The organism is Bradyrhizobium australafricanum (genome assembly GCF_020329495.1).
Classification (GTDB): domain Bacteria; phylum Pseudomonadota; class Alphaproteobacteria; order Rhizobiales; family Xanthobacteraceae; genus Bradyrhizobium; species Bradyrhizobium australafricanum.
The window spans coordinates 113,110-136,612 of record NZ_JAGKJL010000018.1 but is presented as its reverse complement, the minus strand read 5'-3'; the positions used below and the strand labels follow the sequence as shown (position 1 = coordinate 136,612).

At 64.7% G+C, this 23,503-nt stretch carries 20 protein-coding genes; 6 read left to right on the top strand and 14 right to left on the bottom strand.

Annotation, left to right across the window (positions count from 1 at the left end; translation table 11 throughout):
• Window positions 1-3: 3 nt before the first annotated feature.
• Complete coding sequence (locus J6525_RS18265) at window positions 4-1,056, bottom strand: Ldh family oxidoreductase (protein WP_225645675.1); 1,053 nt, start codon at window positions 1,054-1,056, stop codon at window positions 4-6.
• Between the two features lie 403 nt (window positions 1,057-1,459).
• Here J6525_RS18265 and J6525_RS18260 point away from each other — a divergent pair, with 403 nt between their 5' ends.
• Window positions 1,460-5,575, top strand: a complete 4,116-nt coding sequence (locus tag J6525_RS18260; protein WP_225645674.1) for a bifunctional diguanylate cyclase/phosphodiesterase — start codon at window positions 1,460-1,462, stop codon at window positions 5,573-5,575.
• Here the strand turns inward: J6525_RS18260 and J6525_RS18255 are convergent.
• From J6525_RS18255 to J6525_RS18245, 3 genes are all read right to left on the bottom strand, one after another.
• On the bottom strand, window positions 5,549-5,890 hold the full coding sequence (locus J6525_RS18255; RefSeq protein WP_168856512.1) for a hypothetical protein: 342 nt from the start codon (window positions 5,888-5,890) through the stop codon (window positions 5,549-5,551). The two genes, J6525_RS18260 and J6525_RS18255, sit on opposite strands and share 27 nt — an antisense overlap.
• A 56-nt stretch (window positions 5,891-5,946) precedes the next feature.
• Window positions 5,947-6,186 carry a DUF2171 domain-containing protein gene (locus J6525_RS18250; protein WP_057015458.1) on the bottom strand — a complete coding sequence of 80 codons (240 nt, stop codon included), beginning with the start codon at window positions 6,184-6,186 and terminating at the stop codon, window positions 5,947-5,949.
• A 72-nt stretch (window positions 6,187-6,258) separates the two neighbouring features.
• Entirely contained in the window at window positions 6,259-6,729 is a 471-nt protein-coding gene (locus J6525_RS18245; protein ID WP_225645673.1) for a cupin domain-containing protein, read from the bottom strand.
• 218 nt (window positions 6,730-6,947) lie between these two features.
• Here J6525_RS18245 and J6525_RS18240 point away from each other — a divergent pair, with 218 nt between their 5' ends.
• On the top strand, window positions 6,948-7,547 hold the full coding sequence (locus J6525_RS18240) for a 3-keto-disaccharide hydrolase (protein ID WP_225645672.1): 600 nt from the start codon (window positions 6,948-6,950) through the stop codon (window positions 7,545-7,547).
• Between the two features lie 48 nt (window positions 7,548-7,595).
• Here the strand turns inward: J6525_RS18240 and J6525_RS18235 are convergent, their stop codons facing one another.
• The 7 genes from J6525_RS18235 to J6525_RS18205 all read right to left on the bottom strand — a co-directional run bounded on the left by J6525_RS18235 (window position 7,596) and on the right by J6525_RS18205 (window position 15,857).
• Window positions 7,596-9,083, bottom strand: coding sequence for a hypothetical protein (locus tag J6525_RS18235; RefSeq protein ID WP_225645671.1), 1,488 nt, complete (start codon window positions 9,081-9,083; stop codon window positions 7,596-7,598).
• A 123-nt stretch (window positions 9,084-9,206) separates the two neighbouring features.
• The gene (locus J6525_RS18230) at window positions 9,207-10,313 is read right to left on the bottom strand and encodes a glycoside hydrolase family 5 protein (RefSeq protein WP_225645670.1); all 1,107 of its coding nucleotides are present in this window, start codon (window positions 10,311-10,313) and stop codon (window positions 9,207-9,209) included.
• A gap of 333 nt (window positions 10,314-10,646) precedes the next feature.
• The gene (locus J6525_RS18225) at window positions 10,647-11,594 is read right to left on the bottom strand and encodes a DUF5996 family protein (protein WP_225645669.1); all 948 of its coding nucleotides are present in this window, start codon (window positions 11,592-11,594) and stop codon (window positions 10,647-10,649) included.
• 132 nt (window positions 11,595-11,726) lie between these two features.
• A complete protein-coding gene (locus tag J6525_RS18220) occupies window positions 11,727-13,343 on the bottom strand; it encodes a B12-binding domain-containing radical SAM protein (protein ID WP_092086772.1) in 1,617 nt (538 codons plus the stop codon).
• A 238-nt stretch (window positions 13,344-13,581) separates the two neighbouring features.
• Window positions 13,582-14,181 carry an NAD(P)H:quinone oxidoreductase gene (gene wrbA, locus J6525_RS18215; protein ID WP_225645668.1) on the bottom strand — a complete coding sequence of 200 codons (600 nt, stop codon included), beginning with the start codon at window positions 14,179-14,181 and terminating at the stop codon, window positions 13,582-13,584.
• 150 nt (window positions 14,182-14,331) lie between these two features.
• A complete protein-coding gene (locus J6525_RS18210) occupies window positions 14,332-15,030 on the bottom strand; it encodes a pirin family protein (RefSeq protein WP_028341125.1) in 699 nt (232 codons plus the stop codon).
• Window positions 15,031-15,104: 74 nt separating this feature from the next.
• Window positions 15,105-15,857 (bottom strand): SDR family NAD(P)-dependent oxidoreductase, encoded by a 753-nt coding sequence (locus tag J6525_RS18205; RefSeq protein ID WP_225645667.1) that lies wholly within the window; start codon window positions 15,855-15,857, stop codon window positions 15,105-15,107.
• Window positions 15,858-15,973: 116 nt separating this feature from the next.
• On the opposite strand from J6525_RS18205, the gene J6525_RS18200 reads away from it, so the two are divergent.
• The 4 genes from J6525_RS18200 to J6525_RS18185 all read left to right on the top strand — a co-directional run bounded on the left by J6525_RS18200 (window position 15,974) and on the right by J6525_RS18185 (window position 21,407).
• Window positions 15,974-16,888, top strand: a complete 915-nt coding sequence (locus J6525_RS18200) for a LysR family transcriptional regulator (RefSeq protein ID WP_016846155.1) — start codon at window positions 15,974-15,976, stop codon at window positions 16,886-16,888.
• A gap of 172 nt (window positions 16,889-17,060) precedes the next feature.
• Window positions 17,061-19,496 (top strand): Nal1-like putative serine protease, encoded by a 2,436-nt coding sequence (locus J6525_RS18195; RefSeq protein WP_225645666.1) that lies wholly within the window; start codon window positions 17,061-17,063, stop codon window positions 19,494-19,496.
• A gap of 399 nt (window positions 19,497-19,895) precedes the next feature.
• Window positions 19,896-20,885 carry a tripartite tricarboxylate transporter substrate binding protein gene (locus J6525_RS18190; RefSeq protein WP_225645665.1) on the top strand — a complete coding sequence of 330 codons (990 nt, stop codon included), beginning with the start codon at window positions 19,896-19,898 and terminating at the stop codon, window positions 20,883-20,885.
• Window positions 20,886-21,026: 141 nt separating this feature from the next.
• Window positions 21,027-21,407 (top strand): hypothetical protein, encoded by a 381-nt coding sequence (locus J6525_RS18185; RefSeq protein WP_225645664.1) that lies wholly within the window; start codon window positions 21,027-21,029, stop codon window positions 21,405-21,407.
• Here J6525_RS18185 and J6525_RS18180 read toward each other — a convergent pair.
• From J6525_RS18180 to J6525_RS18170, 3 genes are read right to left on the bottom strand one after another with little or no spacing between them, the layout of a single operon-like run.
• Window positions 21,404-21,877 carry a YbaK/EbsC family protein gene (locus J6525_RS18180; RefSeq protein ID WP_225645663.1) on the bottom strand — a complete coding sequence of 158 codons (474 nt, stop codon included), beginning with the start codon at window positions 21,875-21,877 and terminating at the stop codon, window positions 21,404-21,406. The two genes, J6525_RS18185 and J6525_RS18180, sit on opposite strands and share 4 nt — an antisense overlap.
• Window positions 21,878-21,897: 20 nt before the next feature.
• Window positions 21,898-22,641: a haloacid dehalogenase type II gene (locus tag J6525_RS18175; protein ID WP_225645662.1), complete on the bottom strand. Its 744-nt coding sequence runs from the start codon at window positions 22,639-22,641 to the stop codon at window positions 21,898-21,900.
• Window positions 22,638-23,477 (bottom strand): dienelactone hydrolase family protein, encoded by an 840-nt coding sequence (locus J6525_RS18170; RefSeq protein WP_225645661.1) that lies wholly within the window; start codon window positions 23,475-23,477, stop codon window positions 22,638-22,640. Before J6525_RS18170 ends, J6525_RS18175 begins: the two co-directional genes overlap by 4 nt.
• Between the last annotated feature and the right edge of the window lie 26 nt (window positions 23,478-23,503).

Sequence of the window (23,503 nt, the reverse complement as noted above, 5' to 3'; positions counted from 1 at the left end):
CTATCAGCGAAGGTCGAGCTCATCGGTGAGCTTGTAATCGGCGGCGAGCGCCTTGAGCTTGTCCCAGGTCGCATCCTCGATCTCGATGCCGTCCTTGCGCCGCTGCTGCTCGCGCAGATATTCGATCTCGCCGGGATAGAACACGCCGCGGCTCCCTTCCGAGGGCGGCGTCGATTTCAAATAGCGCGCGAAGTCGGCGACTTCCTTCCTGAAGTCCTTGAGCGAACGGAATGCGGCGACGTTGAACACCGCCATGAAGCAGCCGTCGTTGTGTCGGCCGGTCGGCTCGACGCCGAAGCCGAGCCCGGTCAGGAGGCCGCACAGCACCTCGACCATCGCGGCAAGGCCCGAGCCCTTGTAGCCTTCGCTGCCGCCGAGCGGCAGCAGCGCGCCGCCCCTGCGGTAGTCCTTTGGGTCAGTGGTGTCGCGCCCCTCGGCATCGATGATCCAGCCCTTCGGGATGCTCTCGCCGCGCGCCACCGCGAGCTGGATCTTGCCGGCGGCGACCGCCGAGGTCGCCATATCCAGGTAGAACGGCGCCTCGAGGTCGGAGGGCACCGCGATCGAGAGCGGGTTGGTGCCGAGCCGGGCCTCGCGGCCGCCGAACGGCGCCACGTGCTTCGGCGAGCGGCCGGAATCGGCGGCCGCAATCCCGATCATCCCCTCGCGCATCGCCATCATCGGGTAGTGCGCCAGCCGTCCGACGTGGCTTTGGCGGAACACCGTGCAGGCCGCGACATTGGCGGTCTTCGCCTTGTTGATGGTCATCTCCATCGCCTTGGCGTTGACGTGGAAGCCGAAGCCCCAATGACCGTCGATCACGGTCGTGGTCGGGGTCTCCTGCACGATGGTCCATTTCGCGCCGGGCACGATGTGGCCGGCCTTGATGCGGTCGATATAGGTCGGGATTGCGATCACGCCGTGGGAGTCGTGGCCGGCGAGGTTGGCGTTGACGCAGCCGGAGGCGACTGCGCTGGCTTCCTCCTCCGATGCGCCGGCACCCTTGAGGAGTGCCGCGCCGATGCGCGTGAGACGGTCGGCCTGGACGATCGGCATGGGATTTTCCTCGCGGTCTGCCCGCGTGATGCGCGGGTCGTGCTTGCTGTTGTCGACGTCATGCTCTCAAAGCGCCGAGGGGCGAGCAAGGGCAGAAAAATCCGGGCGGCCATACCGCCAGCAGGGTGCTCGCCGCCGCGATTTCACGGAGTGGAACGGGCGCGGTCGCGATGCGGAATTTGGCTGCTCGGGCGGCGCGAGCAGGACGTCCATCCGCGCCTCGCCACCCTCCGCCTCAGGCTGGCACACCGGTGTCCGTAATATCCCGGAAAACCGCCGCCGGCGTTCGTCAGCCGTTTACTTTGTCGTGCAACTTGCCGGATACGCTAACCACCACTTAGGCCTCTCGCGGGCAATGTTCCCCGCCAGATTGGAGGGGTTGGCCCCGGGGCCTTCAGGAATCGTGCAGTCGAGCATCGGGCGTACCTTCGCGGCGTTGAGTGCCACCAACGAAGCGATCCTGTACGCGAAATCACCAGAAGAATTGTACGGCAAGGTCTGCGAGGCCGCGTTCTCGAGCGGGAGCTTCCTGGCCGCGACCGTGTTTTTGCTGGAGCCGGATACCGGTCTCTTGAGGTTCGCGGCTGGCTACGGCGACGATGTCGCGCGACTACGCAGCATCACCATTTCCGCGATCGCCAACACCCCGGAGGGAGAAGGCGTGGCTGGCCGCGCGTTCCGCGACCAGAAGGCCTGCGTCCGCAACGACTATGTCAACGACGCTGTTTCGGCGGCTTGGCGCAGCGGCGCGGCAGCGGCCGGCGTCGGGGCGGCCGCCGCGGTGCCGCTGGTTTGCAACCGGCGCAGCGTCGGCGTCTTCATGGTGACGCGGCGCGAGATCAATTCGCTCAGCGACGAGGCCGTTTCGCTGCTGGAGCGCATGGCCGCGAACGTGTCCTTCGCGCTCGATAATTTCGACCACGAGGCCTCGCGCAAGAGCGGCGAGCGGGCGATGCGTCGGCTTAACCGCATGTTCGGTGCGATCAGCGCAACCAACGAGGCGATCCTTCGCGCCAAGACCGAGCACGATCTCTATCAGCGGGTCTGCGATGCCGCGGTGTTCAGCGGAAAGTCCTTCGCGACGGTGGTGCTGCTGGCCGAACCCGACACGCACTGGTTCGAGCCTGTCGCCGGCACCGGCGAGGCGCTCGACCTGATCACGCAGACGCGCTTCTCGACCGATCCGGACAGCGTCTACGGCAAGGGGATTTGCGGCGAGGCGTTCCGGACCCAGCGGCCCTGCGTCGAGCACGATATCCCGATATCGATGAGCCCGTCGCATATGCCGATCGGCGGCAGCGGCCTGATGGCCTGCGTCGCGCTGCCGCTCATCCGGTTCGGCAAGAGCGTCGGCGTCCTGATCTTCTTCACTAGCAATTCCTGGGCGCGTGACGAGGAGATCATCGCGCTGCTCGCGGGGATCGCCGAGAATGTCTCGGTCGCGCTCGACAATTTCGGCCGTGCCACCGAAAAGGCCAGGGCCGACGCCGAGCGCGAGCGGCTGTCGCGGATGTTCGCGGCGCTGAGCGCGACCAACGAGGCGATCATGCGCGCGAGATCGCGGCTCGAGATGTTCGAGTTGGTCTGCGCGGCGGCGGCGCATGGCGGCGGGTTCAACTCCACCAGCATCCTTATCGCGAAGCCCGGCGACGATTTCCTGGAGATGATGGCGGTCGCGGGGCCTACCGCGGCAAATGCGCGCCGCCTCAACGTCTCGCGCAGTGAGGCACGCCCCGAAGGGCGCGGCGTCTGCGGCCGGGCGTTCCGCTCGCGGCGCGCCTGCATCAACAACGATTTTCTGGGCGACGTCGCCAGCAATCCGTTCCGCGACGTCATCGACCGCGAGGATGCGCGATCGGGCGCGGCATTCCCGCTGATCGTCGACGACGAGCCGGTCGGCGTGATGCTGTTCATCTCCGCCAAGCGCAACACCTTCTCGGCTGAATTCGCCGAGCTGCTGCAGCGGCTCGCCGACAACGTCTCCTATGCGCTGGGCAGCTTCGACCGTGCCGACGAGAAGGCGCGGACCGAGGAGCAGAAGGAGCGGCTGCGGCGGATGTTCGCGGCGCTGAGCGCGACCAACGAGGCGATCATGCGGGCGAAATCCCGCAGCGAACTGTTCGATCTGGTCTGCGATGCCGCGGCGGTCGGCGGCCAGTTCGTCTCGGCCACGATCAGGCTGGTGCGCCCGGGCGAGGTCTTCCTGGACAATGTGGCCGCCTCGGGCCCGGACCGGGTGCGGGCCCGAGAGGTTCAGCTGTCGGCCGACGCGACGCGTCCGGAGGGACAGACGCTGACCGGCGTTGCGATCCGCACGCGCAGGCCCTGCATCAGCAACGACTATCTCAGCGATTTCGGCCCCGAATCGCACGTCTATCCGGCCGTGCGCGACAGCGGCAGCAAATCGGGCGCAGCCCTGCCGCTGCTCAAGAACGGCGAGGCGATCGGCGCGCTGGTGTTTCTCTCCAGCGAGTTCGGCACCTTCAGCCCGGAGATGATGGCGCTGTTGCAGCGGCTTGCCGAGAACGTGTCGTTTGCGCTGGCCAATTTCGATCGCGCCGACGAGAAGGCGCGGGACGACGAGCAGAAGGAGCGGCTGTCGCGGATGTTCGCGGCGCTGAGCGCGACCAATGAGGCGATCATGCGGGCGAAGTCCCGCGCCGAATTGTATCGACTGGTCTGCGCGGCGGCGGCGACCGGCGGCAAGTTCACCTCGACCACGATCGCGCTGGCACAGACCGGAAGCGACTATTTGCGGATCGTCGCGATTGCGGGGCCGGCGGCGGAGGGCGCGCGCCAGGTGACGCTCTCGACCAGCGAGGCGCACCCCGAGGGGCGCGGCGCCTGCGGTCGGGCGTTCCGCTCCGGCAAGGCGTGCATCATCAACGACTATTTTGCCGATCCCGAGACCGCCGCTTTCCATGAGCGCGCGCGGCTCGATGGAACGCAGTCCAGCGCCTCGTTTCCGCTTGTTGTCAGCGGGCAGGTGGTCGGGGTCATGATCTTCGTCGCGATCGACAAGGACACGTTCACGCCGGAGTTCGCCGAATTGCTGCAGCGCCTTGCCGACAATCTGGCGTTCGCGCTCGAGAGCTTCGATCGCGCCGATGAGAAACACAAGGCCGACGAGCGCATCGAATATCTTGCCTCGCACGACAGCCTGACCAATCTGCCGAACCGCGAGACATTCAACGAGATGCTGCATCACGCGATCTCGGCGGCGGATCGCCATCGCCGGCAGCTCGCGGTGCTGTTCATCGATCTCGACCGCTTCAAGGTGATCAACGACTCGCTCGGCCACGACGCTGGCGACATGCTGCTGGTGGCGATCGCCGAGCGGCTGCGTGGATCGTTGCGCGCGAGCGACGTGGTGGCGCGGCTCGGCGGCGACGAGTTCGTGGTCATCCTCGAGGAAACCGCCGAACGGGACGACGTCGAGCGCATCGCCGGCGATCTTCTGGTTTCGCTCAGCCAGCCGCTGCAGCTCAGCGGGCATGAGTGCCACACCACGGCCTCGATCGGCATCGCGATGTATCCGGCCGATGGCTCCGACGTGCAGACGCTGACCAAGAATGCCGACATGGCGATGTATCTCGCCAAGGAGGATGGCAAGAACGGCTTCCGCTTCTTCTCGAACGAGATCAGGGCGCAGTCGATCGAGCGCCTGACGATGGAGAGCGCATTGCGCCGCGCGCTCGAGCGCAAGCAATTCTCGCTCGACTATCAGCCCAAGGTGGATATGGCGAGCGGGCAGATCAGCGGCGTCGAGGCGCTGCTGCGCTGGACCCACCCGGAGCTCGGCAAGGTATCACCGGGGCAGTTCATTCCGCTCGCCGAGGAAACCGGCCTGATCGTGCCGATCGGCCGCTGGGTGCTGAAGGAAGCCTGCGGGCAGAACATGGCGTGGCAGCGCCGCGGCCTCAGGGCCGTGACGATGGCGGTCAACCTTTCACCGCGGCAGTTCGGCGATCCGAACTTGCTCGACGACATCGACGTGGCGCTGGAGGAGAGCGGCATGTCGCCGGCGTTGCTCCAGCTCGAGGTCACCGAGAGCATGGTGATGCGCAACGTGACGCGCGCGGTGCGCGTGCTCGACGCGATCCAGAATCGCGGCATTCGGCTGGCGATCGACGATTTCGGCACCGGCTATTCGTCGATGTCGCTGATGAAGCAGTTCCCGATCGACACCATCAAGATCGACCGCTCTTTCGTGCGCGACTTGCCCAATGATTCCGAGGACGTCGCGATCGCGCAAGCGATCATCTCAATGGGCAAGGCGCTCGGCATGACCATCGTCGCCGAGGGTGTCGAGACCTCCGAGCAGCAGGAGTTCCTGCGCGCCCATGCTTGCGACGAGATGCAGGGCTTCCTGTTCAGCCGGCCGCTGCCGCCGCGCGATCTCGCCGAATTGTTGAAGCCGTCGCAGGCAGAGGCGTCGCCGCCGTTGCAGCCGTCGCTGGATGGCGAGGCGACCAGCGAGGCCGCGCCGGATCTAGGGCGGAAACGCGCTGTCGTCTGACGGCTGCACGGGCAGGTCGCGAACGTCGGAATCGGTTGATGCGACCTTGCGCGAGAAATCATAGGGCCACGGCAGGATGTCCTGGCCGGCCAAAGTCTGGCGCAACACAACGGCAGCCTCCGCAAAGCTCGCGCCGTCGGCAAGGCGCAGCTGGCGGCTCCAGGCGGATGGCAGCGGTTCGGCGGCATCGCGCATCTCGAATGCCGGCCCCCACCACCAGGCCGGCGCGGGCGGCCGTTCCGGTTCCGGAATGACGCGCCAGCGCGCGAACTCGTCGACGATGCGGGCAAATTGCAGCTTGGCGGCGGGATGCATCGAAGGCCCTTCCTTGGGCCGGGATGATAGCATCGCTCCCACCTCGCGCAACGCGGCTATTGGCGGCCGTGCTGCCAATGCGCCGTCACGTCGGAGCCCGATTTGTTGAGGTGGACGTGCTGGTCGACATGGTCGACCCAGGACAGCGGAATGAAGTGATGGTGCTGACCGTCAGGCGAGCTTTGCTTGGTCAGCTTGATCTGGTCGGTGCCTTCCATGTGGTCGACCTTGCCGACCGTTTTCTTGTCCGACGAGATCACATCCATATGTTCCCGAATATCAGCGGCGTTTGCCATGCGTCATCTCCTCGTCATGATGATGAGGGGATGAAACGCCGCCTGGATGCAAAGGTTGCTAGCCGGTTCCGGCTACTTCTGCTCGACCTCGGTCGCGGTGGCCGGGCCTTCGCCCATGATCAGCAGCACGGCGTCCTCGTCCTTGGCGCCGTCCCAGTGCACCTGCTTGCCGAAATGGGTGACGAAGCTGCCGGCCGGCATCGCCACGGTGCCGTGATCGGGATCGAATTTTGGACCCGAGCCCACCCACCAGGTGCCCTTGAGCACCACGATGTAGCGGTCGTTGGGATGGAAATGCGGACGGCTGAAGTGATTGCCCTTGGTCCATTTGGTGTAGACCATGTAGAAGCCGGGCTTCGCGGGATCGCCGACCACGACGGCATTCTGCGCGCCGCGCGCATCGACCGGGCTCCAGGGAATCTGATCCGGCAGCTTGTAGGTGACGGCGGCCGGATTGAGCTCTGCCGCGGAGCTGACGCTCAGCATGCCGGCGAAGGCCAGCGGCATCATCAGGTATCGCCATGATCGGTTCGACGCCGTCATCGGTATGCTCCCAGATCGGATTTCTCGGGCGACTGCCGCGCCCGTATGCGGCGCAAGCTAGTCGCCCTCGCTTCCGCCGGGCAAGACACGTGCGCGCATGTCTGATCTCAGGATTGCGACAGCGATCCGTGACACAACGCAGTTGCAATATGAAAAAGCATTTACGCCGCCGCAGACGATGATAGGTTGCGCGCCAACCAAAAGACGGGAGGATAATCTTGAAGAAGCATCTGTCGATACTGGCGGCGGGACTTGTGATCGGTGCGGCCGCGCTGCAATTTTCCACCGCCGCCTCGGGGGACGACGGCTGGGTCACGCTGCTCGACAGCTCCAAGAAGGGTGACTGGGACGAGGTCGGCAAGGCCAATTGGGCGATGAAGGACGGCGCGCTGGTCGCCGACAAGCTCGACGGCAAGGATCTCTCCTATCTCGTCAGCAAAAACCAATACAAGGATTTCCAGATCAGGGCGGAGTTCTGGACCGACGAGGATGCCAACAGCGGCATCTTCATCCGCTGCGAAGGCAACAAGGTGATCGACTCCAAGGTCTGCTACGAGGTCAACGTCTTCGACAAGCGGCCGGACCCGACCTACGGCACCGGCGCGATTGTCGACGTCGGTAAGGTCGATCCGATGCCGAAGGCGGCCGGCAAATGGAACGTCTACGAGATCACGGCGCAGGGGCCGCATTTCGTCGTGACGCTGAATGGCCAGAAGACCGTCGACGCCCAGGATTCCAAGCACGCCAACGGCTATATCGCGCTCCAGTATGGTTCGGGCGTGGTCAAGTTCCGCAAGGTGCAGATCAAGCCGCTCTGACGGCGCAGGTTGAGCGGGGCCTCGGTCGCAATGCGACCGGGCCCCTCCTCATTGAGGAGCACTGACGGTCGCAGAGACCTTCCGATCGTCGCCTTGCGTGCGCAGATGGTGGCCGATCACGAGCCCGGTCAGGCACAGCAACAGCCCAAGTGCCGGCGGCGCAAACAGCGCCTCTTCCTGGAAGATGCCGTTCACCAGCACGACCATCGTGCCGAAGGCGGCGAGCCCCTGGATGAGGATTCCCGACGAGGCGTAGAGCCGCCAGGCCTTCAGCGCCATCGCCAGGAAGTAGCCAAGCGGCACCAGTGAGCCGATCCCCATCTGGTACAGCAGCACGCCGACGGCGCTCTCCACCGCGCCGTCCATCGTGCCGGCCGCCTGCGCGGCGTTCCAATCGATCGAGAAATAACCTTCGGAGAGGTTGCCGCCGACGCCAAGTCCGCGGCCGATCGGATTCTGCCGAAAGCCGTCCCATCCGCCCATGAAGCCGATTACGTGGAAGTCGCCGATCTGGAGTCCGATATAGATCGCCGCGATGGCGTACAGCACGAGCCCGACCAGCGCGACGGCAAGGGTGACGGTTGCGCCGAGCAGCCAGGTTGCCGTCCAGCCCAGGGCGACGAAGATGACCAGGATGAGCGCGCCCTTCACGCTACAGCAAATCAGCAGCGGTATCGCAGCCAGCGCCAGCCAGCGATATCCGACCGCGAACAGGAACAGGATGGAGAAGGCGATCCCGTAACCGAAGCTGATCGGGCTCATATTCGGTCCGAAGATGCGCAACAACGACGAGAGGCCGAGGTCTTCGAACAACGGGCTGTTGAGAAAGCTGAAACGGAAGCGATCGATCAGATCCACCGGCACCCTGCCGGTTGCGCGCATCTCGGCTTCCCAGGATCCGGAGCGGGTCGCCTTCAGCTCGTCGAAATGCCAGAACGTGTAGCCGTTGGTGATGGAGAGCCAGAAATCGCGGAACAGCAGTTCGACATATCCGCAGACGATCAGCAGCGCGGCAACCGTCACCAGGAACGGCGTGATGCGGATCTCGAAGGTTGCGGCCGTCAGCAGCGATAGCTGAAACAGAAACAGCGGCAGCGCAATGTTGCGCAGATAGACGAGGGCCGCGTGCGAATCCTGCGTGGCGCCGAGCAGGAAATACGCCGTTACGGTTGCGAGGGTGATCGACCCCCATTTCATGATCCGGTCGATGTCGGCGGAATGTTTCCGCTCGTGCAGCGCATAGAGCGCCAGCGTGACCAGCCACATCACCGCGATGACCAGGAAATTGTAGCCCTTGACGAAATCCATTTCCTGCTCGGTCGTCATATAGGACGACAGGATCGAGACGAAGAGATTCTGGAAGAAGATGATGAAGATGGCGATCGACGGCGCGTAGGCCGGCACCGCGAGCACGATCGCGCAGCCGATCAGACTTTCGACGACGATCGCGAGCCCGGCGTTTGCCGCCTGCATGATCGGTGCGAATGCGATCGATGCCACGGCGATGCCGAGTGCAGGAATCAGATCGCCGGCCAACAGCGGCCGCGGGGCTATCTCTGCTCGCACAGGCTCTGACCTAATGTGACCGGACGTGTGGGCGTGCCACACCGCATCGTCGATCTAGCCGCGCATTGTGTAAGAACCGGTTAACCAGATGGGTCAGCGGGTCCCGAGCAGGGCTCTCAGCGCCTCGCGGTCGACCTTGCCAGTGACCGGGTCGGCGAGGCCGAAGCCTTGCGACAGCTCCCAATGGGTCCAGCCCCAGCATTGTTGCCGGGCGTAGGCCGTCACGCCGGCGAGCCAGCGCAGCCGGCTGTCGCGCGGCGCTCCGGCCTTGAGCACGCCGAATTCATTGATGATGATCGGCCGCGAATATTGCCGTTGCCAAGCGGCCGCCGGTTCGAGCCATTTGTCGATGCCGCGGTCGGGAATGGCGCGGTCCACCATCGCGAGCGCCTTGCGCTTGTCCAGCGCGGTGAGCTGCTCCCGCAGCTGCTGAACCCTGGGATCGTCGGCGCGGACCGGATAAGGCAATCCGGTGACGTCGTGCAGCGGCTCACCCGAATCCCAATGGGCCTGATGGGTGAACACCATCGGATCGTAGAAGTGGATGGCATAGACGACATTCGGATCGTCGAGCGGAGTGAAATCCGGCAGCGAATCCGCGCGCTGCCAGTTGACCGGACCGGTGACCAGCGTGGTCTGCGGCAGCAGGCCGCGAATGAAACCGGCCAGCTCCCGGACTTCGCCCTGCCATTGCGCGGCCTCGACATCCGGCTCGTTCAACAGTTCCGCAAACACACGGTCGGACGGATAGCGCTGCATGACCCGTGCGAGCTCGGTCCAGGTGCGCTTCATTTCGGTCATCGCATTGGGCGGATCGTCCTTGTGCAGCGCGTTGAAGCGCTCGCCGGAATGCAGGTCGATCGACACCGCATAGCCGAGCGCGAGCAGGGTCTTGAGCGCCGCATCGACGGTGCGCAGGCGGCTGTCGATCTCGGCTTTCGCGGCGAAGCGAGGCATGACGAAGTCGGCGGGCACCGGCAGCCGGATGTGGGTCATGCCGGCCTTGCGCAGCTCGAGCAGCAGGGCGCGGGGCGGTGCCGACCGCGGATCGGCGATCCAGCCGTCGGCATTGACGCCGCGTGACTGCGCCTGGAGCCGGTCGGCCGGGACACCGTCGATCAAGGCGGGGCAGGCGCGCGCGGCGACCGACAGCAGAATCGACGCGCTGACCGCGAGGGCAAGGATCGATGGCCGCGTCATGACCGATCAGCGTGCGATGGTTGTCGCGGGATCGTGACGGGTTGCGGGGCGCTCACGAATATACTGCCTGTTGTGTTCGAGCCGGCCGGGGGGTGCGGGGCGTCGTCCAAAAGATAGCTCGGCCAAGCAACGATGCGGTAAAGACGTAACACGAAAATTTAACTTATGCGCCTTCGCCGACTGTCCACGAGAATCGCAAACGAAGCGTTTGGTCGCGACCGCGCCGTGCTGGCGCTGCGTCACTATCCGAAACTCTCGGCCCAGCTGAAGCAAGGCGCTCGGCAAGGCGACGCCGTCGCGCGAAGAGGATTGAGCCGCCGGTGCAGCGCGCCGCTAGATCCCTCGGACCACGCCCGGCTGACCCGGTGCGCATTCCAGCGCAGCGCGGTCCCAGTTCGCGTTGATGGCCGCGGCCTCATAGCTCGATTGCAGGAATTCGAGCAGCGCCTTGTCCGGATCGGTAGCCATCCTCACGGCGTCGTAGGGCAGGATGAATTCACCAAGCGCCTCGCTGAAGAACGCGGCATCGGGCCGCACCGGCGTGCTGCGATAGCCCGCGGGTTCCGGATAGGCGTAGGAATAGAACGCGGGATAATCGATCGCGCCGCCGCCCGGCCAGAAGCCGGCGCTGCTGACCTCGTGCGAATAAGCCTCGTGTGCCACCTCGTCGGGCAAATGGGGCACGCCGCCCGGATGCCGCGGCGCGGTTCTGCCGGAAAAGCGTGTCACCGCGAGATCGAAGCTGCCCCAGAAGAAATGCACCGGGCTCGCCTTGCCGAGAAAGCCGGTCCGGAATTGCTTGAACACGCGATCGCAGTTCACGAGGATCTGGTGAAACCGGCGCACGCCATCCGCGTCGTACGACGCATGCTGCGTATCCTGCGAAAAGCGGATCGGATCGGCGACTTCGTTCGGTATCTCGTCAATGGCGACGTCGATGCCGAGGTCCTTCAGACTGCTCATGACCGCCGCGTAGAAGCTTGCGACCGATTGACCGGCCAGCGCGAATTGCTGTTCGGTGCCATCGCTGGTCGAGATGCGGAGCACGTGATCGATGAAATCGAAGTCGATCTGGAACGTGCGATCGCCGTCGGGGATCGGCGAGGTCGTCAGCCCGCGCGCCGTGACATAGAGCGTGACGTGCCAGGAGTGATTGAGCCAAGGCGACTTCGCCAGCCGGATCTTGCCGGCGATCTGGGTGAATAGCTGGAGCGTGGCACAGCTGTCGCGCCACGCCGCGGTCGGCAGTTCCGGCCAGCGGGTCTTCTGTGTGTTGGTCATGACAAACCTCTGGGCTGCGCGACGTACAGTGTTTCTGCTATTACGAATTGGTCGCGATGACCTCGGGGGAACCGATCCTCTCGTTCCGCGCGACGTGCTCTGGTCGGCGAAGCGCACGAACGCGCTTTGCCGTCAAACCGCACGTAGGTTAGTTCGCGGCCCAAGCTCCGTGGTCCTCACCGGCGGCATATCGTCGAGGGCGGCAATCCGGCGGTCAATCTCACGGATCACGTGTTTCGAGAATGGCCCGAAATGCAAATACAGCGCCATCAGCATCACGATGTAGCGAAGCGCGCCCGGATTGGACTTGGCGACCTCGACGAAGGTCTTCCAGAACGGTTCGCGGACCTCCGGCAGGGCACGCATGATCGTGTGTACGCCCTCGATGCCGCCAAGCCTCTTGCGTATGTCGCCATCCGGCAGGTCGCGGCGCCGGTCGGACCGGTCGAGCATGGCGGCGAGCCGCGACAGCCGTCCTGCATAGGCCGTCGGGTCGAACACGTGCCCGATCACGGCCTTGTAGTCCTCAAGGATGTCACGCAGCGGACGTACGGTGTCGAAATTGCAGCCGAGCGTGCATTGGTCGCCCGCCTGCTCGACTTTCATGAGATCGTGGCCTTCGTGCAGGCGGCCTTCCTTCGCCAGCCGCCGCGTCAGCTGTGTGCCCGGCAGTGCATAGAGCAGTCCAACCATGCAGACTGGAATGCTCGCCTCCTCGATGAAGTCGATCATCGCGTGCCCCATCGAGGCTTTCTCGGTATCGAACCCGACGATGAAACCCGCGGTGACGAACATGCCGTAGCCATAGATCTTGTGAATGCATTCGGCGATGTCGCGCCGGGTGTTCTGCTTCTTCTTCATCTGCACGAGGGTCTCCGGATCCGGGCTCTCAATGCCGACGAAAATCCCGAAGAAGTTCGCGTCCTTCATCGCCTGCAACAGCTCGCTGTCGTCAGCGATATTGATCGAGGCTTCCGTCGAAAACTCGAACGGATAGTCTCGCTCCTCCAGCCAGGCTTTGAGCTGCGGCAGCAGGATGCGGAGGTTTTTCTTGTTCCCGATGAAGTTGTCGTCGACGAAATCGACATGTCCGCGATAACCGTGATCGTAGAGCGCTTGCAACTCAGCGAGAATTTGATCGGGGGTCTTGGTGCGCGGCACACGACCATACAGCTCGATAATATCGCAGAACTCGCAGGTGAACGGGCAGCCACGCGAATATTGCACGCCAATGAAGAGATAGTGCTCGAACTTGATCAGGTCATAGCGGGGCATCGGGCTTAACGTGACGTCGATCTTGAATTTCTCGGCGACGAACACGCCCTTGCGCTCTCCACTTTCCCAGGCGGCGACGAATTGCTGAATGATTTGCTCTGCCTCACCGATCACCTGGAAGTCCGCGTCGGCGTAAAGATGCGGGCTGGAGGAGACGTCAGGTCCGCCGACACATACCGGCTTGCCGTGCCGGTGTGCGAGATCGATCAGGTGGAGAAAATCAGGTTGCTGGTTGAGCATGCCGCCGATCATGACAAGATCGGCCGAGTCGAGATCGGCGTCCGTCAAGGGCTCGGTGTTACGGTTGATGAGGCGAATATCCCAATGCTTCGGCAGCATGGCGGCGACGGTGATCAGTCCGAGCGGCGCCGCCGGATACTTCGCATCGACGAGTTCACAAGCTTCCGTATAGTTCCAGAAGGAGTCCTGAACGAACTTCGGATAGATCATTAGGACGCGACAGGGAACCGTCATGTTGCTCCGGCCTGGATATTGACGGGCACGATGACACGCGGCTTGTCGCCGCTCAAGGGCTCAATTCGCGGCCAATTGTCAGGCAATCCTGGGCATGGACGCCTATTACGTCGATTATCGGCCTTTCTTGGCGTCTCTTGGCGTTCGAGCAGCGATCGCTCTTGCGCCGTTGTCCGGGAACGACGTCGCGACTTAGATAGGGGCGGCAATCGCGAACGAGAATGCCGCCCCCATCGCATCAGCCGTGAAGTTTCCTCGCGGTCTCCGCGATCGCGCGGCCCTGATAGCGGGCTCCGGCGAGTTCGTTCTCGCTCGGCTGGCGGCTGCCGTCGCCGCCGGTGATCGTGGTTGCGCCGTAGGGCGCGCCGCCGGTGACCTCGTCGAGCTTCATCTGTCCGGCAAAGCCGTAGTTCAGGCCGACCACCGTCATGCCGAAATGCAGCAGGTTGGTGATGATCGAGAACAGCGTGGTCTCCTGGCCGCCATGCTGGGTCGCGCTCGAAGTGAAGGCGCCGCCGACCTTGCCGTGCAGCGCGCCCTTGGCCCAGAGGCCGCCGGCCTGGTCGAGGAAGTTGGCCATCTGCGAGGCCATGCGGCCGAACCGGGTGCCGGTGCCGACGATGATCGCATCGTAATTGGCGAGATCGTCGATCTTGGCGATCGGCGCGGCCTGGTCGAGCTTGTAGTGCGAGGCCTTGGCGACTTCGGCCGGCACCAGCTCGGGGACGCGCTTGATGTCGACGGTGACGCCGGCTTCGCGCGCGCCTTCCGCCACGGCATTCGCCATCGCTTCGATGTGACCGTAGGCGGAGTAATAGAGAACAAGAACCTTGGCCATGATGGCCTCCTTGTGGTTTGGCAGTAGGGTGAAGTTAAGGAACCCCGTCATTGCCGGGCTTGACCCGGCAATCCATCAAACGAAGAACTCTTGCGAAGCCCGATGGATGCCCGGGTCAAACCCGGGCATGCCGAAGTGTGGATGTGGTACTTACGCCGCGTCGACGAGCACGAGCTCGGCATCCTCGAGCGCGGTGATCTTCAGCTTGGCCTCGTCGCGGATCGCGGCGCCGTCGCGGGCATTGACGCGCACGCCGTTGACCTCGATGCTGCCGGCCGCCGGCACCAGATAGAGGTGACGGGCCTTGTCGGCGGCATATTCCGCGCTCTCGCCGGCCTTCAGCGTGGTGGCGAGCACCCGCGCATCGGCGCGGATCGGCAACGCGTCGTCGTCGCCGTCGATACCCGAGGCGATGGTGACGAGCTTGCCCGAACGGTCCGCCTTCGGGAACGGCTTGGAGCCCCAGGTCGGGTGGCCGCCCTTCGTCGTCGGCTCGATCCAGATCTGGAAGATCTTGGTCTTCGCCGGCTCCAGATTGTACTCGGAGTGACGGATGCCGCTGCCGGCGCTCATCACCTGGACGTCGCCGGCTTCCGTGCGTCCCTTGTTGCCGAGCGAATCCTGGTGCGTGATTGCGCCTTCGCGAACATAGGTGATGATCTCCATGTTGGCGTGCGGATGCGCCGGGAAGCCGGAGTTGGGCGCGATCTCGTCGTCGTTCCAGACGCGCAGCGCGCCGTGGCTGACATTGTCGGGATCGTAGTAGCTCGCGAACGAGAAGTGGTGCTTGGCCTTCAGCCAGCCGTGGTCGGCGCCGCCAAGCTCTGCGAATGGTCTGAGTTCGATCATGGTCATTCCCCTTGATGTCGATGTTGAGGAGCGGGCCGGGCGCACCGCGCCCGGCGTCTCCAGAAAATTTGCGATCAGGCGCCGAAGCCGCCGTCGACGTTGAGCACGGTGCCGGTCACGAACGAGGCTTCCGGGCTTGCCAGGAACACGACGCCGGCTGCGACTTCCTCCGGGCGGCCGAAGCGTTGCAGCGCGTGCTGCAAGCGTTGCGTCTCGGCAAACTCGCCACCGTCCTTCGGGTTCATGTCGGTGTCGATCGAGCCGGGCTGCACCACGTTCACCGTGATGCCGCGCGGTCCGAGGTCGCGCGCCGCGCCCTTGGTGTAGCCGACGACGGCCGCCTTGGTAGCGACGTAGTCGGCAAGGCCCGGGAACGAGGCGCGGTCCGCCAGCATGGAGCCGACGGTGACGATGCGGCCGCCTTCGCCCATCAGCTTGGAGGCGGCGCGGATCGCGGTGATCACGCCGTCGATGTTGATCGCCTCCTGGCGGGCGAGCGTCGCGGTGTCGGCCTGGGGATCGTCGACCGCGCCGCCCGATGCGACACCGGCATTGTTGACCAGGATGTCGAGCCGGCCAAAATCCTTAGCGACGGTCTTCACCAGCTGATCGACATCGGATGACGAGGCCTGGTCAGCCTTGTAGGCGCGGGCGTTGACGCCCTTGCCCTTCAATTCGGCGACCACGGCCTCGGCCTTCTCGGGAGAGGCGACGTAGCTGATCGCGACGCTCGCACCTTCCGCGGCGAGTGCACGAGCGCTGGCCGCGCCGATGCCGCGCGAACCGCCGGTGACGAGGGCAACCTTGCCTGAGAGCTTCTTGGTCATTGGATTTCTCCATCGGTTGAATTTGATGGCACTTGGATATGCCTCCGGCTGTGGTATAGAAATAGAAACTATTGAAACTCATTGTTTCCAATATTGAGCAATCAGGAAAGCGGTCCATGTCGAAACTGCCGGACTTCGAGGCGCTCGCGATCTTCGCAAAAGTCGTGGAATTACGGTCGTTTGCGGCGGCCGCGACCGAACTCTCGCTGTCCAAGGCGACGGTGTCCAAGGCGGTCAGCCGGCTGGAGGAGCGGCTCGGCGCCCGGCTGTTCAACCGCACCTCGCGGCGGCTGGCGCTGACCGATGCCGGCCAGAAATTGTCGGAGCGCGCCGCGCGGCTGCTCGCCGACGGCGAGGCCGCCGAGAATGAGGCGCTGGCGCAATCGACCACGCCGCGCGGCCTGGTGCGGCTCGCGGTGCCGATGAGCTTCGGCATCAAGACGGTGGCGCCGCTGCTGCCGGAATTCATGGAGGCCTATCCGGAGGTTTCGATCGACCTGCACTTGAGCGATGCCACGGTCGACCTGATCGGCGAGGGCTTTGATGCCGGCCTGCGCATCGCGCGGCTGCCGGATTCCTCGCTGATCGCGCGGCGGCTGTGTGGCATGCCGCGCTACACGGTGGCCGCGCCGTCCTATCTGAAGCGCCACGGCCGGCCGACCCATCCGATGCATCTCGCCGAGCACAAATGCTTCGGCTACGCCTATCTCTCGACCCAGGGCGTCTGGCACTACACCAACGCGTCGGGCGAGCAGGCGAGCGTGCGTCCCGCCGGCCAGCTCCGGGTCAATAATGGCGAGGCTGTGATGCCCGCGCTGCTCGCCGGTCTCGGCATCGCCGATCTGCCCGACTTCATCGTCGGCGACGCGATCGCGCGCGGCGAGGTCGAGGTGATCCTGAAAGGCTGGAAGCAGCCCGAGGGCGCCGTGCATCTCGTCACCCCGCCCGGCGGCCCGCGTCCCGCGCGCGTCGAGGTGCTGGCGGATTTCCTGGCCAAGCATTTCGCCAAAGGGCGCGCGCAGCGGAAATAGAAATCCGCACGCGGACCGGTGGAGGCACATCCGGCCCGCCCCGTCACATTCGTGTCATCCCTTTTAAATTGTATTACTTATGTGAACTAACCCACGATCGTGGGCTGCCGCGATCGTCTATTTCTGCGTCCTGAACCGGTGTTGCCGCAAAGCGCATTTTCGGAGGAACCAGATGATTGATCTGACCAAGCACGATTTCACGTCATTGTCGGTGAAGGATCTTCTCGATGCCCGCGAGGCCTATCACGTGCATCTGGCCCATCTGCAATCGGTCTACGCCACGGCGATCGGCCGCTATCTGATCCGGGACAACGACCGCAACGCGACGGAAAGAAAGGCGCACTCCAAGCCGCAGGCGCTCGGACCGCGCACGCTGTTCAATTCGTCGGTCAAGGACTGGTCGTGGCCCTGCATCCTCGTCTTCGTCCGCGACTGGATGAAGCGCTCCGAGCTGAAGAACCATCCCGAGAAGCAGGACCAGCTGGTGCCTCCATTCCTCTATCTGCCGGATGGTCGCGTCGTGCCCACCTGCGTCGTCAAGGTCGATCCGAACGAGGGCAGCCCCGGCACCGTCGATCCGCCGGTGTTCAAGAGCGATCTGGTCGGTGGCGGCTTTCCGGTGCAGACCATGATCCAGGGCAAGATCCACCGCGGCTCGATCGGCTGTCTCGTCACCAATGGCGAGACGGTGTTTGCGCTCTCCAACCGTCACGTGGTCGGCGCCGCCGGCCGCGAGATCTTCGCCGGTTTCAAGAACACCGACCGCCGCCTCGGCGTCAGCGATGCGCTGCAACTCGGCAAGCGCGCCTTCAGCGAGGTCTATCCCGGCTGGCCCGGCTCGCGCGTGGTGGCCAATCTCGATGCCGGCCTGATCCGCGTCGATGACGTCAAGGGCTGGACCGCACAGGTTTACGGCGTCGGCCAGGTCGGCGACGTCGTCGACCTCAATGTCGGCACCTTCCGTCTCGACATCATCAACCAGCCGCTGATCGCGTTCGGTGCGACCAGCGGATTGATGAAGGGCAAGATCCTCGGCCTGTTCTATCGCTACAAGACCGTCGGCGGCATGGAATATGTCAGCGATTTCGTGATCGGCCCGCGCGACGGCGACACGCCGCTCAACAATTATCCGGGCGACTCCGGCACGGTCTGGTTTGTCGACGATCCGGACGCTAAGAAGAACGCCAGCGGCGCGCGGATCCTCAGTCCCCTGGCGCTCGAATGGGGCGGCCAGGAATTGTTCGGATCGAGCGGCAAGGTCCCGATGCAGGTTGCGCTCGGCATCTGCATGGCGACGCTGTGCCGCGAGCTCGATGTCGAGTTGATCGGCGACTGGAACGCCGGTCACACCGAGTATTGGGGCGAATGGGGCCACGTCAAGATCGGCGCCTATGCGACCGGTCTGATCGATGCGAAGTTGCCCAAGCTCGCCACCATGATGGACGCCAATGCCGACAATATCGGCCTCGACGACAAGCTGCTCGTCGACCTCAAGCCGCATCAGCGAGGCACGTTCTCGCCGCTGGCCGATGTCGCCGACCTGGTGTGGCGCTTCACCCGGCACACCGACGAAAGCAACCATTTCGCCGACATGGACAAGCCCGGCAGGGACGGCAAGACGCTGCTCGATCTTTGCGCGGAGTCGACGCGCAACGTCGATCCGAAGGTCTGGAACGACTATTACGAAGGGATCGGCGAGGACCGGCGCGGTGCATTGCCGTTCCGGGTCTGGCAGATTTTCGACGAGATGGTCGAGTATGCCGCCGCCAACAAGAAGTTGGAATTCGTCTGCGCCGCGGGCATCGTCGCACATTACATCGGCGATGCCTGCCAGCCGCTGCATATCTCGCAATTCCACCATGGCCTCGATCCGAACGACAAGGCGCATGCCAAGGTGCACAGCGTGTACGAGACCACGATGATCGGCCGCCACGGCAAGGATCTCATCAAGATGATCCCTGACGCCAGGACCAGCGACGTCGCGGAGATCGTCCCGGGCGGCACCCCGACCGGCCGCGACGCCGCGGTTGCCGTGGTCGCGCTGATGCAGCGGACCGTGAAGCGGCTGCCGCCGATGACCATCGTCAACCTGTTCAACTCCCACATGGGCAGCGGCCAGGTCGAGGCGCTGTGGTCGAAGTTGAAGGATGCCACCGCGGCCTGCATGCAGGATGGTGCCAAGACCCTGGCCCGGGTCTGGGAAGCGGCTTGGCGCGCCGGCGCGGGCGAGGACCGCGGGCAGGGCGGCAAGTTCGATCAGGACAGCTTGAGCAAGCTCTACAACGACCCGAGCTTCCTGCCGGCGTTCCCGCTCCAGCAGCTCACACTGGATGCCGACGACCACCTTGTTCCGATCGGAGGAAGCAGCACGCGGCGCCGCGGCGCGACAACCGCCCGACGCGCGCGCCCGCAGGCAGCGAAGAAGGCCGCCAAGAAAGCCGCGAGGGAAACGGCCAGGAAAGCGCCGAAGAAGGCGGTGGCGCGCAAGCGGCCGGCCGCGGCTGCTCCGGTCCGACGCGCGGCCGCCAGCAAGAAGACCGCGACCAAGCGCGGCGCGGCCAGCAAGCGGTCGGTCGGAAAGACCCGCAAGGCGGCGCGCAAGCGCTAGAGCAAGATGACTTACATCGCATCGCGCAGCGGATTCAGCTTTACCTCGCCCCGCGTGCGGGGAGAGGTCGGAACGCATCGTTAGATGCGTTCCGGGTGAGGGGGAGCCTCCACAAGTCCAACTGTCGCCGTTTACGCGGAGGCAGCCCCTCACCCCAACCCTCTCCCCGCAAGAACGGGGAGAGGGAGCACAGCGCCGTCGTTATTCGATCGAATCTCAGCATGCACTCGGCCCGACCAGGCTCGATCTTCCCCATCGGTCAGTCGGCGTCGGATGCGACGCGCGGGACGCTTGAGATCAGCGCTCCGCTCCTGCACGATGCGACCAAGCCGCGGCAATGACCGCGGCATCGCGATCGGCTGCGATCGCCCAAAAAAGATGACTGGGGAGAGACTCTCGATGAATCGCCGCGAACTGCTGCGCGCCGCCGCCGCATTGCCGCTTGTGCAGACTGCGCTCGCCAACTCCGCGTTTGCGCAAGGCGCCTATCCCAACCGCAATATCACGATGATCGTGCCGTTTCCGGCCGGCGGGCAGGCCGACCTTGCGGCGCGGCCGGTGGCGCTCGCGCTGGAGCGCATCCTCGGCAAGCCAGTGATCGTCGACAATCGCGCCGGCGGAGCAGGCGGATCGATCGGCAATGCGCAGGCCGCGCGCGCCGAGCCCGACGGCTATACGCTGCTGATGACGCTGTCCTCGCTCGCGGTGCTGCCGGAGGCCGACCGGCTGTTCGATCGTCCGGTTGCCTACGAGGTGTCGCAGTTCGCGCCGATCGCGCGTGTGCTTGCCGACCCGACGCTGCTGGCGGTGCCGGCCTCGGCGCCGTGGAAGACGCTGCAGGAATTCGTCGACGATGCGAAGAAACGCCCGGGACAGATTCCCTACGGCTCGTCCGGTCCGTACGGCACGCTGCATGTCGCGATGGAGATGTTCGCGGCGAGCGCAGGAGTAAAGCTGCTGCACGTGCCGTTCCGCGGCGCAGGCCCGGCGCTCACCGCGCTGCTTTCCGGCACCGTGCAGGCATTGGCGTCGGCGCCGGGCACGCTCAAGCAGCAGGTCGAGGACGGCAAGATGCGCGTGCTCGCCAATTGGGGCGCCGAGCGGATCGCGAGCTTCCCCGATCTGCCGACCTTCAAGGAACTCGGCTACAAGGACGTCGAGTTCTACATCTGGGCGGGACTGTTCGCGCAATCAGCGCTGCCGGTGCCGATCATGGAACGGTTGCGCGCGGCGATGGCTGATGCCGTGAAGGCACCGGAGGTGATCAAGACCTTCGAGACTGCGGGCAGTCCAATCGCTTATATGGACGCGCCGGCGTTCTCAAAATTTGTTGCAGACGACAGCGCGCGGTTGATCGCGGCGGTGAAGAAGATCGGCAAGGTCGAATAGGGAACTCCCGGGACAAACTCTCTTCACTTTTAGTTGTCCGCGCGAACGATCCTTGGCCGCATTCATTGGGCAGCTTTGGAGCAAATCGCGGCGCGGGAACATGCGCGCGCGGGCCAGTATCTGGAACAACGGGAGCCCGACATGCGATCGCAGCGGATCGTCCTGAGCCTTGCCATAGCGATCGGCGGAGCTGTCGCGGCAACGGCCGCCGTCGCCGAGGAGTATCGAGGAACCTGGGAACAGCAGATGGCGTGCACACCGGACGTGTGGCGGCTCTGCAGCGACCAGGTGCCCGACGTGCAGCGCATCGTGGCTTGCCTGCGGCAGAACACGCCGCAACTTTCCAACAGTTGTCGTGCCGTGTTCGAATCAAACGCGCAACAGTCGCAGACGCAGGGCCGGGCCCAGCAGCCGCAAGCGCAGGGCCGCGCGCCGCAGCAGCCGCAGATACAGCAGCGGCCGCGCGCACCACAGCCGATGCAGCCGGCGCCATCGCGGCCGCCGTTCGACGATGAGGACTAATCCCCAGGTCTGACTTCGCAGACGTCGACCCATTCGGCCGCGGTCAGCTCCGCCATCCTGTCGGGCGTGATGCGGACCGCGCTGTGGGTCGAGCCTGCCGCTGGCACCACGACATCGAACGCCTTCAGCGATAAGTCGCAATAGACCGGCAGCGGCGTCTTCAGCCCGAACGGGCAGACGCCGCCGACCTCGTGGCCTGTGATGTCAACGACCTCGTCGAGGCCAAGCATCTTCGGCTTGCCGCCGAACGCCGCCTTGACCTTCTTGTTGTCCATCCGCGACGTCCCGGCGGCGACGATCAGCACCACGCGGTCGCCGACCCGCAGGCTCAGCGTCTTGGCGATCCGCGCCGGCTCGACGCCATAGGCCTCCGCCGCCAGCACGACGGTCGCGGAGCTCGTGTTGGATTCGATCACGGAGATTTCGGGCGCCTTCTCGGCGAAGAAGGCGCGGACGGACTCGAGGCTCATGTTGTTCAGGACCTTGCTAGTCAGGATCTGGCAGACACCAGGGCAGGAAGTTCGGAGAGACCGTGGATCCGGTGATCGGGCACGACGCCGAGCTCGTCCATCTGGGTACGTAGCGCCTTGAACATCGTCAATGGGGCGACCGTCTCGCTTTCGACGCAGGCCAGCGCCATCGCTTGCGGCGTCACCCGCTCGATCCAGGCGACGTTGAGGCCGAATGACTTGGCACCGCAGGCGTCCCACGGATTGGAGGAAATGAACAGCACCTCCGCCGGCGGTACTTTCAGCACCTCCTCGATCAGCGTGTAGGCCTCCGGCGCCGGCTTGAACACCTTGTGGGCATCGACGCTGATGGTCGCATCGAGCACGCGGTCGAGGCCTGAATTGCGCACCAGTGCATTCAGCATGTCGGGGCTGCCGTTGGACAGGATCGCGAGCTTCTTGTCCTTCATCGCCTCGAGCGCGCCGACTGCATCCGGATACAGCGCCAGATGCTGATATTTGTCGATGATGCGGGCGAAGGTCGCCGCGTCATATTGCAGGCCGAGGCAGCGCAGCGTGTAGGCGAGGGAATCGCGGGTTACGACGGCGAAATCCTGGTAGCGCCGCATCAGCGAACGCAGCCAGGAGTATTCGAGCTGTTTGATGCGCCAGACCTGCGTGATGATGTCGCCATAGCCGGGAAACGCATCCTCGGTGACGTCGGCCACCGACTGGACGTCGTAGAGTGTGCCGTAGGCGTCGAAGACGATTGCCTTGATGGTCATTGTGATCTCTCTTGCCCGCCGATTGTCGCATACAGGAATTTCATGAGTGCGTCGATGGATTGATCCCTGGCCACCTCGTTGAATTCGAGGTGATGACCGAGCAGCTGCACCGGCGTGCTGTAATGCGGCACGTCGAAACCGTGATAGGCGCCGGGATAGACAATCAGCTCGATCGGGTGTCCCGCATGATTCTGCCGGGAGATGCCGTAGTCGTCGCGGCCCTCGGCCAGGGTCCGGCACTCCTTGGCCGGCGTCCAGTCGTCGAGCTCGCCGACCATGATCAGCGTCGGCACCGTCATGTCGCCCTTGATGCTGAGGCAGGGCGGGTAGAATGCGACGGCTGCGCGGAATTTCTCTGCCGCGTTATGTTCGATCGCGCCACGCTCGACCGAGAGCAGGGCGAGCCAGGCGCCTTGCGAGAACCCCACCACCGCGACGCGACCGGGATCGACCGCCGATTGCCGCGCGAGATAGCTCAGCGCACGATAGGCGTCATGGACGGTTGCGGCCGGCGCGCCGCCCGTGCAGGCGCTGCTGATGCCGCGCGGCCCGAACCGGTCGACCGTGAGCGTGACATAGCCCCAGGCCGCCAGCCGCTTGCCCCAGCGCTCGTCGAGTTGCTTGAAGAAGCCGCTGCAGCCGTGCAGCAGCACCACGGCGGGCGAGGGGCCCGGTCCATCGGGTGTTCGCAGATAGCCTTGCAGCGGCTGCGCACTTGCAAGCGGGCTCTCGAATTCGACGAACGCGGGCGGCTGCCCGCCGCGTGCCGCGCAGCAGAGTCCTGCGCTTCCGATCAGGAGTGCGGAGAGGGTGGCAAGTCCGGTGAAGTTCGTCATGAACCACCTCCGAAGCTTGCCGCCGA